Here is a 17,097-nt window from a genome sequence, read left to right as displayed (position 1 = left end):
AGGGAAAGGAGGGGCAGCAATGAACAACAAGCAATCTCATGATGATCAAGTTGCTACAAAAGCAGAGGTTCAATCCACGAAGCTGAATAAGCTTCCTGTTCCTGAGCAGGCCAATAATGTGGAGTTTAGTGCAGAAGCTTTCGAACAAACGGGAGCGAACCGTTCCGCAGCGAAGGACAACGATACCGTGTAATCGTGCAGGCACCTTGCCTCAGTCTTATCATACAAGACTGGGGCATTTTCCGATTTGACGCGGGCTAAGGAGGATTTTTATTGCCATTTACTTACAGGTTACAAGGAAACACTTGAAATGTTCGGTTAGTGCTGATAGTGTGTTCTTTAGATAAAATCGATCGCAACTTGGAATAGGAAGGCGATCCGGTTGGCATGGAACGGAGGAACAGAGATGGAAGAGAATAAGAACGATCAATATGATCATCAGAAGGAATTGTTTGAGCAGCTAGGAATTACGCTGGATGCATTCACCATTCATCAGAAGGATTTTCAGATCAAATTCCGTGGATATGATCCCGATGAAGTAGATGCATTCTTGGATGATATTATTAAGGATTACAGCCAATTCTATGCGGTAATCTCTGATCTGTTGGAGAAATACAAGGAATTGAAGCTGCAAGAACGAGCAAATAAGATCTCAATGATGCATCGTGAACGTGAAGAAATCGTAAACACGGAGCCGTCTGTGGATGTCAAATTTATTGAGGAAATCGTTCGTAAAATGGAGCAAAATATTACGGAATTGAAATATCGTATGACCATTGGTCAGGATTCGAACAAAGAAATATAAACAGACTAGGCGATGCACGGCTGCATGTTGTACCGCAAGTCGAATACATAAAGATACCCGCGGAGTCGCGGGTTTTTTGGCATGTTCTAAAGTTCGTGTTCTTATCCGTGTAGCCTCAACGTGCTTCATGGTAAAGCAACAGTGTGCAACAGTATCATGATGGCAGGCTATATGGATTCGATTCAGATAAGTGTTAGCCGCTTTCGGATTTCTGGCAGCTGCTTTTACTTAGAACGAGACCGATCGATACCAACAGCTAATGACATAGTTAATACGCTCCAATCTTTCTTTCATGAGTAAACCTCGTTTTCCTCTTTATATTTTCACTTTCAGCCTGTTGAGTCTCATAGGTGTAGCGAGAGATGTTCAGCAGCATGCCAACCGAAGTCATACATACAATCAGGGAAGAGCCTCCATAGCTGATGAAGGGAAGCGGGATACCTGTAATCGGCAGAAATCCTGTGGCAGCGCCTATGTTCATCACAAGTTGAATGCCTATCATAGAAATAATCCCCGTACCTAGGATTAGTCCGAACGGTTCATTGCAACGCAAGGCTACAAGCAGTCCACGAGCCAGGAAGAGGAAGTAGAGCAAGAGAAAACAGATTGTACCTGATAACCCCCATTCCTCCGCAATGATGGAGAAAATGAAATCTGTGTGTGCCTCTGGCAGGTAAGACATCTTCTGTATGCTCTGCCCAAATCCAGTCCCAGCAATCCCGCCATGGGATACAGCATATAATGATTGAATCAGCTGATAGCCGCTTCCATCAGGATCGTCCCACGGATTCATAAAGGAAGTAATCCGCTTCAACCGATAGCTTTTGAACACGGCTAGGAATATGATAATGGGCGTCAGTCCTAGCAGGATCGAACGAAGATGGGACAGCTTTGCACCACCGACATAGATGAGAACCCCGGTTACAATGATGATAAGCAGGGAAGATCCGAAATCTGGCTGTTTCAATATTAATAAGGCGATGCAGCCAACCACGAATAGGAGTGGAAGTAGCCCGAGCTTGAAGCTGCGAATCTTGTCTCCCTTGCGGGCAATGAGAATAGATGCATATAGCAGCACAAATAGTTTGATGAACTCTGTCGGTTGTATGGTGAAGCCGCCTATCATAAGCCAGCGCCTTGCACCATTTACATCCTTGCCAATGAGCAGGACGAGCAGTAAGGTGGCAATGGAGCCGAAGACAAGTAGGACAGATAGCTTCTTGAGTTTCGGGTAGGGGATGCACATAAACAGCAGCATAAGAACGAATCCAACACAGGCAAATCCGAGCTGGCGATCAACGAAATACCAAGGTTGTTTATAATATTGCAGCGCAGTATATGAGCTTGCGCTAAATGTCATCATGATTCCGAAGCTTACCAATAAGACAGTTAGCAGCAGTAGGAGAAAGTCCGGTCTTGTTCTCCGTATTTTCATACTAGTTCCACATCCAATCTACCTAAGACGCTATGTACTGTGATTGAGAACGTATATTCTAGATCTACAAATTGGAAATTCCTCAATATACGCTAGAGGGGGATTCAATTATGCATTCGAAGCTAAACAACAAATGAGTTGCAGTGAATGAAAGGAACGTCCAAAGTCAGGGAATCGTAAGGATGGCGACGATGTAAATTCCAATATATGGACATATAAACAATCATATCGTAGCTGTTCACGATTGAGCTTGTCAACTAGATTTTGGACTGTTTTACGAGGGAGAACGTGATTTCGAAAGTGTATTTCAAATGTAACATTTATCCACTGATATGATGATATAATCAACAGTGGTGATGTCATATAATGGCATCTCCGCTAGCTCTAGTTGAAGTAATCTTGGGAGGTTGCGGTATGATTCGTACAATCCAAATTGAGAAGTATCGACCCGAATTGGCAGCAGCGATTGCCGACATGTGGAATGATAGTCATGAATCATTCGGCGGCGGAAATTCAAGGATGACGGCACAGCAAGTGCGGCAGAGGGAGGAGAGTGCGGATACTCTAGCCTTATACTTAGCGGTAGACGGCGAACGGGTCGTAGGCTATTGCAAAATATGCGAGTATCGGGAAGACACGGGCGCACTGTATGTGCATTTATTAAATGTCCATCCCGACTATCATGGGCAGAAGATTGGCAAGCAGCTCTTACTTCAAGTCATTGATGACACGATTACATTAGGATGGCCAAGATTGGATTTGTACACGTGGCAAAGCAATACGAAGGCGGTTCCTTTATATAAAAAATGCGGGTTCTTCTGGGAGGATCGGGATGAAACGACACATCTCATGAACTTTATCCCAACGGTAGTCCGCACAGAAGCATTGGCATCTCATTTTGAGTATTTTGATTGGTATCAGGATTCCGTGAGAGAAATCACCCTCGCACCTGACGGCATCAAGCAGAATGGGTTCGACTATTATCGGTATGAGTGGGAGAAGTCCGGCAAGAAGCTGAGAGTGGAATTTGAACGAAGAGGACGCGGTATGAGGCTGATTGATACGGATGATTATATATTGACGGCCGAGATCGCGCAGCCGGATCTGATTTGCGGAAGAACCTACTCGATTCACTACCATCTCGTAAATAAGTCAGGGAAACCTCTTCACATCGAACTTCAAGGGAAGAGTGATCGCAATATTCATTTTGATTGGCAGTCATCAATTGATGTGATTGGAGAAGCAACCCTCCAGGCAGAATTCAATGTTCAGCAATTGCAGGAGGAAATCAGCCAGTGGAGAACGACTCCAACTGTATGTACAGAGCTGTTGATCAATGGGAAATCCGCACAGTTCCGAGTCGGTGTTGTTCCGAAACAGCCCGCTGCTGTGGAATTGAGGCTTCCTGATCTCGGCGCCTTCCATAGGAAGCAAGGCGTTGCCTATCTTGACATCGCAAGTCACCTGGCAGAGCCAGCGACGTTCCGTTTCATGCTCCCTTCTCAAGATCAGATCGATTGGGAGCACAGCCAGTTCGAAATTCAGATCGAGCCGCTCTCCTGCAAGTCCATTCCACTCCGGTATCAAGTTCTTCAATTCGGTTATTACCAAACCGAGCTTCTTATACAAGTTGAGACAGGGTCTGGAGAATCATTGTCATTCCTTCCGTTAATCAGTGCGTCATTCCCAGGGATAGGTGCAGCTTACGGGGGGCGTTGCAACTCAGGATGGCAGATTGGACATGGAAAATATGCAGTATCTCTCATGAAGGAGCATAACGACACAACGCTTAGCTGCGTCGGAATGGACAAGCACATGAGTCTCTTATTTCCGAAACTAGGCAAGCCATTTTCGGATGAGTTCTCCAAGGCAGCGCCTAGTCATGTGTCTTTTGCAAGAGAAGAGAACGGAGCCGTGGTGAAGGAAGTGCATTACCGCTCCTCAGCTTTCCCGGGCGTCTTATTGAAAGTAATGACTCGGCTTCATGGCGATGGCATCGTTGAACGCTGGTTCGAAGCAGCGAATGAAGGGGATAAGCCGCTGCTTGAAGATTTATGGATATCCCAATCCGTTCGTCATGATCTCTACCGCGCAATCATTCCTTATGCGGGTCAGTTTGTAGAAATGAATGATTCTATCGGAAGTGAATATGAGTTCTGGGATAGCAACCTAATAACGGAACGTTGGTTATTCAGCCGCGGAGACGAGCTGCCGATCGGGATAAGCTGGGGTAAGAAATACGAATTGAAGTTTCAAGGCTGGTATATGGATTTGGATACGAATATAGGGATGCTTGATGCTTGGAAGACAGTGAAGAGTGAGCCCATATTCATTTCACTGGGAAGCTTTGTGGATTGGAAGGCATTTCGAGCTTGCTCCATGCAGGAGGGATGGGATGAGCATATCGAACTTACCCCTCAGACGCATCTGCAGCCAGTAGATCGGAATCCGTTCGTGAAGGGCGAACCTACCATGATCTTGGAGGATCGGAAACATGGCATATGGAGTGGCAATGTGCAGATGTCATACCGCTATTCGGCAGAGATTGAAGCCCAGTGCTCCATATCGCCTGAAGAGGAGGTGACGCAAGCAAGCGTGACGTTGCGGCCACTTCTTCAATCGATTGATGTTGTTGATGCTCACACATGCTTGGATGTAGAACTAGGGCAGTATCATTCAGCAATCTTTCGTCAGTTATCGAGCCCGATTGATTGCACCGAGACGGTGGAGTCGGAGTATACCGTATACACGGTTGATAACGGAGTTATTCGGATGAAAGCGGCACCTGACTATTATTCTTCTCTGTTCTCGCTCGAAGTTGAAGGGGAAGAATGGTTAATGAGTAATTTCCCAGCTCGGGACGTTAAGTCATGGTGGAATCCATTTGTTGGTGGGCTTTATTCCAGCCTCGATCAGCTTACGATGCTGTCAGCCTTAAAACAAGAACGGTCTGCACAATTTGTTAAGCTGTTTGATCAGCATCGTAATGAATGGCAGGGAATTCGGGTTGATCTTCATATTCGTGAGCATGAAAAGTATAAGGGGATTCGATTGAGCAATTATTATTTACTGTTGCCAGGTGTACCGATATTATGCCAATTCACAGATGTGCATCAAGCTTCTCAAGCTTATTTGAATGATCGATTGGAGCAAGAAATGTTCATTAATAACGGGGAACCTGAGCAAAATAGCTGGCTCGAAGCGCATTCTTCGAACGGAAAGCCAATCGCTTTCCCTCAAGGTAAGGGAGTTGTCGATGTATATGAAAATTCTGATTATCGATTCGGTTCCAGGGATAAGACAGCCATTATGCACATCGTTACGGATCATACGATTTCTCGCTCGAGCGTGTATGCCAATAAAGAAGTGACACATACAAATGTGATTCACAAGCTGCACATCCCGAACGGTCATACTCAGCGTACTTCTCCCGTTATGCTGATGTTCTCGATGGAAAGAATCGAACCGGAGGCGCTAACCGATCTTCGTGCTATTCGTTTTCCGGAATCTGAGCCGGAGGTGGTCAAGGGGTGAAAATCATTGATGCCCATATGCACCTGTCCCGAATCAAGGAGTTCCAGCGTACGGCAGACGAATTATCCAAGGTAGATTACAGTGTGAAGGGGCTTCTGCAAGAATACGCACAGCATGGTGTTGTCTTCGGTATCGGAATGGGGCTGGCAGAGACGAAAGCAGAGGGATTCCCTGATGCTGAGGCCCATAACCCGATGGTACTTGATCTTGTGGATGTGCTCCCTCCTTCGATTGCTTATTGTATTGGCATTAATCCCTATCAATGCGGTGAAGAGGCATGGGCACGGACAGAGCTCGAACTGCAGAAGCCGCAAGCAGTGGGATTGAAATTATATCTTGGCTATTATCCATTCTATGCATTCGACAGTGTCTATGATCGGGTATATGAGTTGGCTGCCAAGTACGAGGTTCCGGTTGTATTCCACTGTGGAGATACGTATTCAGAACGGGGGCTGCTGAAATACGCCCATCCGTTAACGATTGATGAAGTGGCCGTGAAGCATCGTGATGTGACGATGATGATGGCACACTTCGGTGATCCATGGGTACTGGACGGAGCAGAGGTCGTATATAAGAATCGAAACGTGTATGCAGATCTGTCGGGGCTGCTTGTGGGAGATTCAAGGCGATTTGCGCGTTTGGACGAGGAGTCGCCATTATTTTTTCAGCATTTGCGCCACGCCATCGTGTATTGTGACCGCTATGATAAGCTGCTCTTCGGAACAGATTGGCCACTTGCACCGATTGGAACCTACATTGACTTTATAAAAGCAGTCATTCCGGAACGTCATCATGAGGAAGTATTTTATCATAACGCCTTGCAAGTATTTCCTAAGATCAGACCCCTAGTTGGGTAATGGCACAAAAATACGAATAAAGAGATAGATACCTATACGAGCTGTTGCGGGAGTGCATAGATTATCTTGTAAGGCTTCCGCTCTACCAAGAGTGGAATCACCCATACAAGCAGAGGTAAAGGATGGTCGTCATCATGAGAACGTCTCGACGCAAAGGCTCGAAACCCAAGCACAAGCTGTCCGCCTCGCCTAGAGCAGCCTCACGATCTATCAGCAAGCCGGGCAGAACGAAAGCATCTGCGCCTTACATGAATCAAAATGTAATGGGGCTGACAACCCCAACGGATCCCTCTGCATCCAATGCAGTTGCGAATCAAGAAGCTGCAGGCAACGCAGGCGGTGGTTCTTACACTTCATTGAACAGACAGTATGGAATCGATGATTTGATGAATACGTTCGGCAAAATTCAGAAGATGTTCGGCATGTTCCAGCAAGCACGATCCATGTACAGCACTTTTCAGTCATTAATGGGCCCAATTGCGCTCACAAAAGGAAATCGTGCAAAAGCAGAAGGTCGCCGTCATTCTGGAAAGCCAGTACGCAAGTCACAGCCGTCGATCCAATCTCGTTCATCTCGCAGCAATGCCAGCAAAGGACAACGGGGCGCACGGAAGTAGTGCAGCCCCTGTCTCCTTACAACGTTCCTTAGGCTGCGAAATCACCTTAAGCCGATAAATAGAGTGCTCACCAGCACATCAGCATGATTACGTGATTCCCATTGATGGGTTATATAAAATAGAACAGGGACAAAAGAAGGAGCCAGCCTTCTATTGTCCCTGTTATCAAATATAGTAGCTTATGAGTTAGCTTTGAATTTTTTCAGGCTCCGGATACGTGATGCCGAATGTATTTACAGTAACCTTTTTCATTTTTTGGTCTTTCTCCGGCTTGTCGTTAGCCCCAGTTGGTACATTCACGATCGCTTGCGCGATTTCCATCCCTTTGATCACTTTGCCAAAGGCCGCGTAATCCCCATCCAAGTGTGGTGCGTCTGCTACCATGATGAAGAATTGGGATCCTGCTGAATTCGGATCCTGAGAGCGTGCCATTGATAATACGCCTTCCGTATGCTTCAGGTCATTTTCTACTCCATTGTTCGCAAATTCTCCCTTAATGCCATAACCAGGCCCGCCAATACCGATGCCTTGAGGATCTCCTCCTTGAATCATAAATCCTGGAATAACACGATGGAAGATCGTCCCGTCATAAAATCCTTTGTTCACGAGAGAAATAAAGTTGTTTACGGTGTTAGGAGCCTTGTCAGGGTACAGCTCAATTTCAATGCTGTCTCCGCTTTCCATTTCGATCGTGACAATCGGATTTTTGGAATCGGAAGACTTTTTGCTATCGCTGTTTTCTTTCGGAGCTTCCTTGTTAGTCTCTTGTCCAGGCTTGGTTGTGTCTGCTGCTCCACTCTGTCCAGTACTTGGCTTATTGCCGCAGCCAGCGACGATAAGCAGTACGACTAGCATGAGCGTGAAGAATGTAATGGATTTTGTGCGATTCAAAATATTTCCTCCTTGTCCTTGCTGCAGCAACGCTGCAGTTGTCTCTCTATCACATTACCACATATGAGCAGCGAAGCATAATCTTGAAATGATCGTATCGCCAAGTTAATGAGAATGCTTGAATCAGTTATCATGGATTCAAGGGGACGAGTACATCCTATAGTTGAGCAATGAATACCTCAATTTGTCAGTGTTGTTCTCGTTCGTTGTGTGCTAATATGGACAATGTGTTCAAGAAGAATACATATGTATACTGTGTGAGGACATATATATTGGTTTGTTTGCGTGCACTGGAGGGGAGTACATTATGAGGAAACTAGGATTATTACCGCGTATTATTATCGCAATCCTGCTCGGCACTGGAGCGGGACTAATTATGCCAGATTGGTTTATAAGAATATTTGCTACGTTTAATCATTTATTCGGGCAATTTTTGAGCTTTCTCATCCCGTTAATCATTCTTGGCTTTATTATTCCAGGCATTGGAGAGTTGGGGAGAGGAGCTGGCAAGCTTCTTGGCATAACGGCATTGATTGTATATGTATCCACGGTATTGTCTGGCATGCTGGCATACGGCGTCGCCAAGACAACATTCCCGTGGCTGCTGTCTGGAGCATCTGGCCTTCGGGCGAGCAATCCAGAAGAGATGCTGTTAACAAGTTACTTCAAATTGGACATGCCCCCGGTATTCGACATTATGACTGCTCTGCTGCTGTCCTTCGTTATCGGCGTCGGCATTACGTTTGTGAAGTCTAATGTCTTGCTTACCGCATCGTTGGAGTTCAAGGAGATTGTAGGCAAGGTAATCAATGCGATATTGATTCCACTATTGCCGTTCCACATTGCGGGTATCTTTATGAACATGACACAAGCAGGCGAGGTTGCATTCATTCTGCAAGTGTTCCTTAAAGTTTTCCTTGTCATATTATTGCTGCATGCTGTGGTCATTGTTGGACAGTATACGATCGCGGGCATATTGAACAAGCGCAACCCAATCTCGATGCTGCGTACGATGCTCCCGGCGTATTTAACAGCGCTAGGGACGCAGTCTTCTTCGGCAACGATACCCGTGACCATGTCTCAAGTGAAGAAGCTTGGTACCGATGAAGAAGTATCAAACTTCGTGGTACCGTTATGTGCAACGATTCATATTACTGGCTCAACGGTTACGATTACTTCCGTAGCAAGTGCGATCATGTACATTAATGGCGCGCCATTATCGGTAAGCACAATGATGCCGTTCATCTTCATGTTAGGCATATCGATGATTGCAGCACCAAGTGTTCCTGGCGGCGGCGTCATGGCGGCAACCGGATTGTTCCAATCCATGCTCGGCTTCGATGAAGCAATGATTAGTCTTGCCATTGCACTGTATATTGCACAGGACAGCTTCGGTACGGCTGCTAATGTAACTGGTGATGGCGCGATTGCCCAAATCATTCATTCGATTAAGAACAAGTGGCAGGGGAAGACAAGGGCGGTAAAAGCATCTGAATAACAGAGATAGGTTGATTATAGGGAAGGGATAGGCGATGCACAGCTTGTCCCTTCTTTTTATATATATTACATGTGGTAAAATGTAGAAGGGTAGTAAGGCTGCGTTCTATGAAATTCATTCACCAGGAGAGGTACATTAAGGAGGTTGTCATCGTCTTGAAATGGAATAACTCGCTGCCAATGATGAAAATGATCATATCCATGTGCATCTTTGGCTCTATCGGATTTTTCTCCGAGCATACTGGATTACCGTCAATGGAGCTTGTCTTCATACGATGCATTTGCGCAACATTATTTCTGGGAATTTGCTGGGCGGCTTCAGGCCAATACCGGCGTGAACAGTGGAGCAAACGGGAATTGCTGCAAACGATAGCTTGCGGTGTATTTCTTGTGGGCAATTGGGTGTTCTTGTTTAAGTCCTTCGAGTGGATGTCGATTACGATTGCGATATCGATATATCATTTGGCTCCGGTAATTGTCGTGCTAGTTGGAAGTATCTTATTCAAGGAAAAATTAACGGTCTGGTCTATTTTATCTGTGGGGATATGCTTCGTCGGTACTGTTCTTGTTATCGGTATCGAAGGAGGCGCAAGCATGGATGAGCTGTTCACATCAGGGGTAGTGTGGGCATTCATGGCAGCCGTGTTTTATGCAATGACCACATTGTTAGGCAAGGGTGTTGTCCAACTAAGTGGGTATGCGATTACGATTGTGCAGACTAGCCTTGGGATCGTGCTGCTGCTGCCGTTCGTTGATATGTCGTCTTATGGTGCATTAACATGGAGCAATTGGTTCGCAATCGTGGCGACTGGGTTCATTCATACCGGATTTGTATATTTATTGTTTTTTGACAGTTTGCGAGAGCTGCCTACACGAGTCATTTCAGTACTCGTATTTCTCGATCCCGCCGTGGCAATTTTACTGGATACGTGGATCACTGGATTTCGGCCGACAGGGATGCAGATAGGGGGAATCGTTCTCATCTTTGCAGGTATGGCATGTGCAATGATAAAACCTAAAGCCAAAGCGAGGCTTAGCTATGATGGAACGCAGCATTGAATACATGACCATATCCATTTTGCAGCGATCATGCAGTGATCACCGCAGGAAAGAAGTATATAGAACGATCATGGATGAATGACGGTTCCTTTATGAATGAATCCATATAAACAGCTTGTCAGATGTTAAAAATGCTTGGACAGAAGGACAAGATGAACGAATCTACGAAGACGGTAGCGAGTGCATTGTTCGCCATACCGGGCGGGTGTGCTCAAGGGCACTATATCGCAGACGCATTATTTGAATCTAATAGGTGAAGAAGTAGGAGATAGAAGAACAACCCCGGCTGCAACAGCCGGGGTTGTTGGCGTAAATTAGAAACCGAAACCGCAGCCAAAGGAACGGGTAATAATGACGAGTAAAATGAAGAGAACGAGAATTACGCCGATGCTAGTAAAACCTCCACCACAAAAGCCTCCAACTGAACCACATACTTCGGACATGTTCATTGGCTCCTTTCGTCATGCAATTATCTTACGTTATAAGTGTATGTAGGTCAGAAGCATGGTGACTAGACGAATGGAGGGAAGAGAACGCCTAATTTGGGGCGAGTGGCTATGCTGTTTGACAAGGTGCTCGTGATGCAACATAATAGCTCTATTGTGCCTATTCTTCGTGAAGTCAATAGGCGAAGAACGATAGATTTGGGGGAAATGCTGTGATGCAATTATGATGAGTTGGCTTTACTTAATCGGTGCGATTACATTGGAGATTATCGGAACCATCTCAATGAAGATGTCGAACGGTTTCACAAGACCGGTTCCTTCCATTCTCATGATTGTTTGTTATTTGCTTGCGTTTACGAGCTTGAATTTCTCACTGAAGCAGATTAATGTTAGTGTCGCTTATGCGATATGGTCGGGTGTTGGTACTGCAGCCATTGCCGTTATCGGATATTATTTCTTCTCTGAGTCAATGTCTTGGATTAAGGTTGTATCGATCTTGCTTATTATTCTCGGCGTAATTGGTTTGAATTTGCAAGGAGGCAGTCACGAAAGCCGTCCAGCCGAGGTGACGCCGCAGTCCATTGATACAGTTGCTTCTCCGGTGACTGCAGAGGACGCATCAACCACTATCTAAGGGAATATATTTAGCGGAACCAGACAATTGTTCTGCACAAGGTCAGGAGGAAACACCTTCTGCCTGTATAACTTCCTTAAGGAGCTTGATAGCAAGGGTGAAGGAATTCAACATGTCTGATCCCATTATATCTATAATCTTTCAATCTCATGAATTGAACGGCAGCCCTCGGCGAGTTACCTCGTCTGAGGGCTTTTTTTGTAGATGGCAACAGAAGTATGGGGAGCACAGGGATTGGCAATGGAGTTTGACATTCTGGAGTCGAGTAGAGTACTATGGGTTTTGACTGTTTAGTCATAAATAAAACTTTCGGGTTCTTAGGAGAGGTGGAGAACATTGTCAACAAAAAAGCAAGGTTCAGGTTCGCTTGTTATCCTCATGGTCAACATGTTCATTGCTATGGTTGGAATGGGGCTGATCATTCCGATTATGCCGAAATATGTGACGGCGTTTGGGGCTACGGGTCAAGCAATGGGGTATTTGGTGGCGGCATTTGGATTAACGCAATTTCTGTGCTCGCCGATTGCAGGCGAGTTGTCAGACAAATATGGCAGGAAGCTGCTAATCGTAACGGGAATTGGATTATTTACCGTTTCACAGCTACTGTTCGGTATGGCTGAACACATGTGGATGTTGTATGTATCACGACTGCTAGGCGGAATGTCAGCAGCGTTAATGACACCTCCGATGATGGCCTATGTAGCGGACATTACGACGGAAGAGAAACGGGGGAAGGGGCTCGGCATGCTGATGGCTTCCATGACGCTCGGCGTTGTCATAGGGCCTGGTATCGGAGGCATGTTGGCGGAGTACGGAATACGAGTTCCTTTTTACGCAGCAGCAGCACTTGCTGGATTGTCCACGGTAGTCTCTTTGTTGTTCCTGCCAGAATCTCTGTCTGTCGAGGAACGGATGGCAGCGAGAAGCAACACGAAGAAGAAGGATAATTTGCTCCGACAGATGGCCGCTTCTGCGAAGGCGCCGTATTTCATGCTGCTTGTGCTGGTGTTCGCATTAACGTTCGGATTGCAGAATTTTGAAGCGATATTTGGTTTGTATGTTGATGTGAAATATGGATTTACGCCGAAGGATATTTCCTTAATGATTACACTAGGTGCGATAATCGGAGTCATCTGTCAAGCTGTCCTAATTGAGCGCCTGTTGCGAACATTTGGTGAGAAGAAGATTCTGCTCACGATGTTTGGATTATCTGCCATCAGTATGATTTTGCTATTGTTCGTTTCGAATTATTTTCTTATTTTCTTTGTTACGATGTTGTTCTTCGTGGCAACATCCATCGTACGGCCTGCTATCAATACGTTATTGTCGAAGATGGCAGGGAATGAGCAAGGGTTCGTTGCAGGAATGAACAATGCTTATATGAGTCTTGGAAATATTATTGGGCCAGCGATTGCAGGAATCCTGTTTGATGTTCATGTTCAGATCCCCTATGCATTCGGCGCCATTGTGTTGCTTGCAAGTGCGGGCATGCTTGTTGGCTGGAAGCGGGAAGCAACTTATTCCACTGCAGCAGAACGCGGAGAAATGGTTCGATAACAAGTGTATCATGGCTCAATAAGAGTAGGTGATAAGCTTATCTTCATATGTCCAATCCCCTGTGGTTGCAGGTAATGGCCACTTTTTGTTATGATATTGAGAACTCAGTAGTCATATTAAGAACTTATTAGGAATGAAGTGTGGAGGACAGCAATGGAAGAACATATGCCAGAGAAGAAGAAGCAGATTCTATTGTCGGCTATGAAATTGTTTGCATCCAAGGGATACGTACAGACGACGATGCAGGAAGTCGCTTCCTTCTGTAAAATGTCAAAAGGAAGTGTGTATCAATATTATAGTTCCAAGGATGAGCTGCTGCTGAACATCTTCATGTATCAATCCAAATTATTGAAGGATCGCTTGCTGATGGTGGAGCGCGAGAAACAGCCCAATCCTCGTGAAAGATTAGTAAGCAAAATCGGGGTTTATATTCACATCTGGAACGAACATCCTGAATTTATCAAGATGCAGATGCGGGATAATACGGAGCATACCACAAGCAAAGAGCTTCGTGAACACATGCAGCAAATGAGTAAGTTTAATGTAGAGACGCTGATGGAATCCTTACAAGATATATATGGGGAGCAATTCAGCCCTTATATGCTTGACAGCGCAACATTGCTCAGCAGTCTGATTTTTACCTATATGTATATGAAGCTATTCGACGATGTTCCCATCGAGATGGACAGCATCAGCAGGTTCATTGTTACAATCATGGATTATGTAGCCGAGGGGATGTTGAAGTATGGACCGGAGCCGCTACTGAATGGAAGCATGTTCGGCTTCGGGGATGAGGAGCATTTGAAGCCAAAGCAATTGCATCCGCTTGTGCTTGTGAAGCAACTGCGTGAGGCTGTAGAGAGCATGGACATTGATTCGACAGAGAAGGAAAGCTGGAATAAGCAAGATGTTATGGATTCTATTCAAGTGCTAGAAGAAGAACTGCTGCAAGTACGTCCCCGTAAGGTGATTTTGCTTGGAATGCTGTTAAATTTGAAAGAGATTGCACCTCGGACTTCCTTGTATGAGCGCCTATGCAAATCTATTGAAGCATTGTCCGGAAGTACACCAAGCACTCTTCGCCAATAAGCGGGGAGTGTTTTTTTGCACACTCGAATGTATGCATGAAAATGTCACAATATCGTAGCTTAATAGGGCGAAGATGGTAAAAATATACTTGCAATTACGATACAATAGGAGTAAAAACGATGTGGTATCGTAATGTGGAGGTCGGTATGAAGAAGATACTTGTAAGTAGTGTAATAACTATGATTATAATCGTTCTAGTCGCTTGTGGCGGCAAGCCGAAGCCGAATGATTACGACTGGAAAGTTACTGCATTTGAGGCGGTTGATCAAGACGGACAGCCTTTTCGTACCGAACAAATGAAAGGTAAGATATGGCTTGTTAACTTTGCGTTTACAAGCTGCACTACGGTATGTCCACCTATGACCTTCAACCTGACAGAAATTCAACAGAAGCTAAAAGAAAAGGGAATTGAAGACGTACATATACTATCATTCAGTGTCGACCCTTCTATTGATACGCCGGCGAAGATTAAGGAGTTCCTTGGTAAATATAAGGCTGATACGACTCATTGGCGCTTTGTCACGGGTTACAGTCAGGCAGCGATTGAAAAATACAGTCTTGAGATGTTCAAATCACAAGTGCAGAAGGTGGAAGGCGATGATCAGGTGATCCATACCACCTCAGTCTTCCTCGTTGATCAAGAGGGGACCGTGCTCACTCGCTACAATGGATTAGAACCGCCAGAAGATAAGATTGTCGAGGATGTTAAGTCACTGCTAGAGTGAAATCTTGACGGAGGTAGAGTGCATGCTGAGGTCAGCTTGATCATGTACTGAAATCCCATTAGAAATTAATGCGCATGGAACAATCGCAATTAATAGGCTGATTTATTCATGAAACGCAATGATAACGGCACAGGAGCTACTGCTCTTGTGCTGTTTTTGTTGAAGGAATTAGCTGTCAAGAGTCAGTCAAGAAGACGAATAAAGGGGAATGGGATCGCAACGAACGAAGCGGGAACATTGTGAGTGTGCAACCAAATTGTGGTATCATTTCGATAGTATATCATTCTGATATCTTGAGTTGAATAGGGGGAGTTTTCATGGAGGATATTTCGTTTCGACCAGCAATACCGATATTGCGAATATTCAATGAGCATAAAGCACGTGAATTTTACGTAGATTTCTTAGGGTTCCGTATGGAGTGGGAGCATCGTTACGGAGATGATTTCCCATTGTACATGCAGGTTGCCCGCGGCAATTGCATACTTCATTTATCAGAGCATCATGGGGATTGCTGTCCTGGCTCGGCAGTACGAATTGAAGTTAGCCATATACGGCAGCTGCACGCTGAGATGTGCGGCAAGCAGTATAAATACGCGAAACCTGGACTTGATCCGGATGAACATGAAATGTGTGTCTCTGATCCATTTGGCAACCGAATCATTTTTTATGAGCAGGTGAGTTCTTAGAGATACGCGTTGTGCGGATCGGTCCATTTACAGATAGAAGGCGAGGTGCCTGAATGTGACAAGACGCATCCTTTTTACTGGTGGAGGAACGACAGGACATGTGGCTGTGAACCTTGCTCTCATCCCTAAGTTTATCAACAGAGGATGGGAAGTACGATACATTGGTTCCCGACATGGAATCGAGGCAGAACTGATTGCTGGCTTAGATGGGGTAGAATACTGCAAGATTGCAACGGGCAAGCTGCGCCGATATTGGGACTGGAACAATGTGAAGGATCCATTCCGTGTATTGAAGGGGACATGGCAGGCGTATCAATATATCCGTACATATCGGCCTGAGGTGGTCTTCTCTAAGGGGGGATTTGTATCTGTCCCCGTTGTTATTGGTGCTTGGCTGAATCGTGTACCGGTTATCATTCATGAATCAGACCTTACTCCGGGATTGGCGAATCAGATGGCCTTGCCCTTTGCCACGAAGGTATGTGTTACGTTTCCGGAGACGATAGAACATGTGAAGCAGCGAAAGTCTATCTATGTGGGAGCAGTTGTTCGTTCTGAGCTGCTGCTGGGCAGTAGATCCAGAGGGTTGAATGCATGCGGCTTTACGCGTACGAAGCCAGTACTCCTCTTCATGGGCGGAAGTCAAGGCTCTAAACGATTGAATGAGCGAATTCGGAGCAGCCTGCCGAAGTTACTGGAACAATATCAGATTATACATATATGTGGAAAAGGGAATATCGATTCTTCCATTACGTATCGCGGCTATCGACAATACGAATATATGAAGGAAGAGCTTGGCGATGCGCTTGCAGCTGCTGAATTGGTCATTTCAAGAGCAGGTTCCAATGCAATATTTGAGTATTTAAAGCTGCAGATTCCTATGCTGTTGATCCCATTATCTATGAAGGCGAGCAGAGGAGATCAAATACAGAATGCCAGCTCTTTTCAATCCGCCGGTTATTGCCATGTACTGCTTGAAGAAGAAATGGAAGGAACCGCATTTATGGACGCCATTCATAGCGCTTATGCCAATAAAGAAGTGATGCGGGATAAGATGAAGCATTATCGTCAAGACGATGCGATCGATCAGCTGTTAGACGTAATCGACTCTGTGGCCGAGCGGTAGCCAGGAGTAGGGGATAAATCTATATGGATTACATTGGTTTTCATTATTGTTTCATACCCTTTCATTTTGGTTAAAAAAAGAATAGAAGGACATGATCAAATATGATTATCTAACATAGCATGAACGTGGCTCGCTCACA

At 45.3% G+C, this 17,097-nt stretch carries 17 protein-coding genes; 14 read left to right on the top strand and 3 right to left on the bottom strand.

The features are described 5' to 3' along the window. Positions 1–19: 19 nt before the first annotated feature. Together M3661_RS10370 and M3661_RS30230 are read left to right on the top strand one after the other, a co-directional pair. Positions 20–193 carry a hypothetical protein gene (locus tag M3661_RS10370; RefSeq protein ID WP_251484433.1) on the top strand — a complete coding sequence of 58 codons (174 nt, stop codon included), beginning with the start codon at positions 20–22 and terminating at the stop codon, positions 191–193. A 213-nt stretch (positions 194–406) separates the two neighbouring features. Continuing rightward, positions 407–805, top strand: coding sequence for a DivIVA domain-containing protein (locus M3661_RS30230; RefSeq protein WP_065291220.1), 399 nt, complete (start codon positions 407–409; stop codon positions 803–805). Between the two features lie 268 nt (positions 806–1,073). On the opposite strand, the gene ftsW is transcribed toward M3661_RS30230, so the two are convergent. Then, positions 1,074–2,240 carry a putative lipid II flippase FtsW gene (gene ftsW / locus M3661_RS10360; protein ID WP_065291187.1) on the bottom strand — a complete coding sequence of 389 codons (1,167 nt, stop codon included), beginning with the start codon at positions 2,238–2,240 and terminating at the stop codon, positions 1,074–1,076. Positions 2,241–2,654: 414 nt separating this feature from the next. Here ftsW and M3661_RS10355 point away from each other — a divergent pair, with 414 nt between their 5' ends. The 3 genes from M3661_RS10355 to M3661_RS10345 all read left to right on the top strand — a co-directional run bounded on the left by M3661_RS10355 (position 2,655) and on the right by M3661_RS10345 (position 7,248). Continuing rightward, on the top strand, positions 2,655–5,774 hold the full coding sequence (locus M3661_RS10355; RefSeq protein WP_251484431.1) for a GNAT family N-acetyltransferase: 3,120 nt from the start codon (positions 2,655–2,657) through the stop codon (positions 5,772–5,774). Next, positions 5,771–6,631 carry an amidohydrolase family protein gene (locus M3661_RS10350; protein WP_251484429.1) on the top strand — a complete coding sequence of 287 codons (861 nt, stop codon included), beginning with the start codon at positions 5,771–5,773 and terminating at the stop codon, positions 6,629–6,631. The genes M3661_RS10355 and M3661_RS10350 overlap by 4 nt, the downstream gene beginning before the upstream one ends. A gap of 134 nt (positions 6,632–6,765) precedes the next feature. After that, complete coding sequence (locus tag M3661_RS10345) at positions 6,766–7,248, top strand: hypothetical protein (protein ID WP_065291184.1); 483 nt, start codon at positions 6,766–6,768, stop codon at positions 7,246–7,248. A gap of 186 nt (positions 7,249–7,434) precedes the next feature. Here M3661_RS10345 and M3661_RS10340 read toward each other — a convergent pair whose 3' ends face one another. Then, positions 7,435–8,139 (bottom strand): peptidylprolyl isomerase, encoded by a 705-nt coding sequence (locus tag M3661_RS10340; RefSeq protein WP_397376508.1) that lies wholly within the window; start codon positions 8,137–8,139, stop codon positions 7,435–7,437. A 307-nt stretch (positions 8,140–8,446) separates the two neighbouring features. On the opposite strand from M3661_RS10340, the gene M3661_RS10335 reads away from it, so the two are divergent. Both M3661_RS10335 and M3661_RS10330 read left to right on the top strand, forming a co-directional pair. Then, a complete protein-coding gene (locus tag M3661_RS10335; protein WP_065291183.1) occupies positions 8,447–9,637 on the top strand; it encodes a dicarboxylate/amino acid:cation symporter in 1,191 nt (396 codons plus the stop codon). Positions 9,638–9,816: 179 nt separating this feature from the next. After that, positions 9,817–10,695 carry a DMT family transporter gene (locus tag M3661_RS10330; RefSeq protein ID WP_065291218.1) on the top strand — a complete coding sequence of 293 codons (879 nt, stop codon included), beginning with the start codon at positions 9,817–9,819 and terminating at the stop codon, positions 10,693–10,695. Positions 10,696–11,009: 314 nt separating this feature from the next. Here M3661_RS10330 and M3661_RS10325 read toward each other — a convergent pair whose 3' ends face one another. Then, on the bottom strand, positions 11,010–11,138 hold the full coding sequence (locus M3661_RS10325) for a YjcZ family sporulation protein (protein WP_217492498.1): 129 nt from the start codon (positions 11,136–11,138) through the stop codon (positions 11,010–11,012). A 226-nt stretch (positions 11,139–11,364) separates the two neighbouring features. Between M3661_RS10325 and M3661_RS10320 the strand changes: the two genes are divergently transcribed. The 7 genes from M3661_RS10320 (at position 11,365) to M3661_RS10295 (ending at position 16,958) form a co-directional block, all read left to right on the top strand. After that, on the top strand, positions 11,365–11,775 hold the full coding sequence (locus tag M3661_RS10320; protein WP_083189134.1) for a DMT family transporter: 411 nt from the start codon (positions 11,365–11,367) through the stop codon (positions 11,773–11,775). Positions 11,776–12,111: 336 nt separating this feature from the next. Then, a complete protein-coding gene (locus M3661_RS10315; RefSeq protein WP_251484426.1) occupies positions 12,112–13,332 on the top strand; it encodes an MFS transporter in 1,221 nt (406 codons plus the stop codon). 153 nt (positions 13,333–13,485) lie between these two features. Next, the gene (locus tag M3661_RS10310) at positions 13,486–14,421 is read left to right on the top strand and encodes a TetR/AcrR family transcriptional regulator (RefSeq protein ID WP_251484423.1); all 936 of its coding nucleotides are present in this window, start codon (positions 13,486–13,488) and stop codon (positions 14,419–14,421) included. Positions 14,422–14,540: 119 nt separating this feature from the next. Then, positions 14,541–15,146, top strand: coding sequence for an SCO family protein (locus M3661_RS10305; RefSeq protein WP_251484421.1), 606 nt, complete (start codon positions 14,541–14,543; stop codon positions 15,144–15,146). A 108-nt stretch (positions 15,147–15,254) separates the two neighbouring features. Then, positions 15,255–15,389, top strand: coding sequence for a hypothetical protein (locus tag M3661_RS30225; RefSeq protein WP_285852947.1), 135 nt, complete (start codon positions 15,255–15,257; stop codon positions 15,387–15,389). A 74-nt stretch (positions 15,390–15,463) separates the two neighbouring features. Next, positions 15,464–15,832 (top strand): glyoxalase superfamily protein, encoded by a 369-nt coding sequence (locus tag M3661_RS10300; protein WP_251484420.1) that lies wholly within the window; start codon positions 15,464–15,466, stop codon positions 15,830–15,832. A 55-nt stretch (positions 15,833–15,887) separates the two neighbouring features. After that, positions 15,888–16,958: an undecaprenyldiphospho-muramoylpentapeptide beta-N-acetylglucosaminyltransferase gene (locus M3661_RS10295; protein WP_251484418.1), complete on the top strand. Its 1,071-nt coding sequence runs from the start codon at positions 15,888–15,890 to the stop codon at positions 16,956–16,958. Positions 16,959–17,097 lie beyond the last annotated feature (139 nt).

It is taken from the genome of Paenibacillus sp. MER 180, from assembly GCF_023713665.1.
GTDB lineage: Bacteria > Bacillota > Bacilli > Paenibacillales > Paenibacillaceae > Paenibacillus_B > Paenibacillus_B suaedae.
Note: the sequence above shows the minus strand (reverse complement) of the source record. Positions and strands in the feature narration are given on the sequence as shown.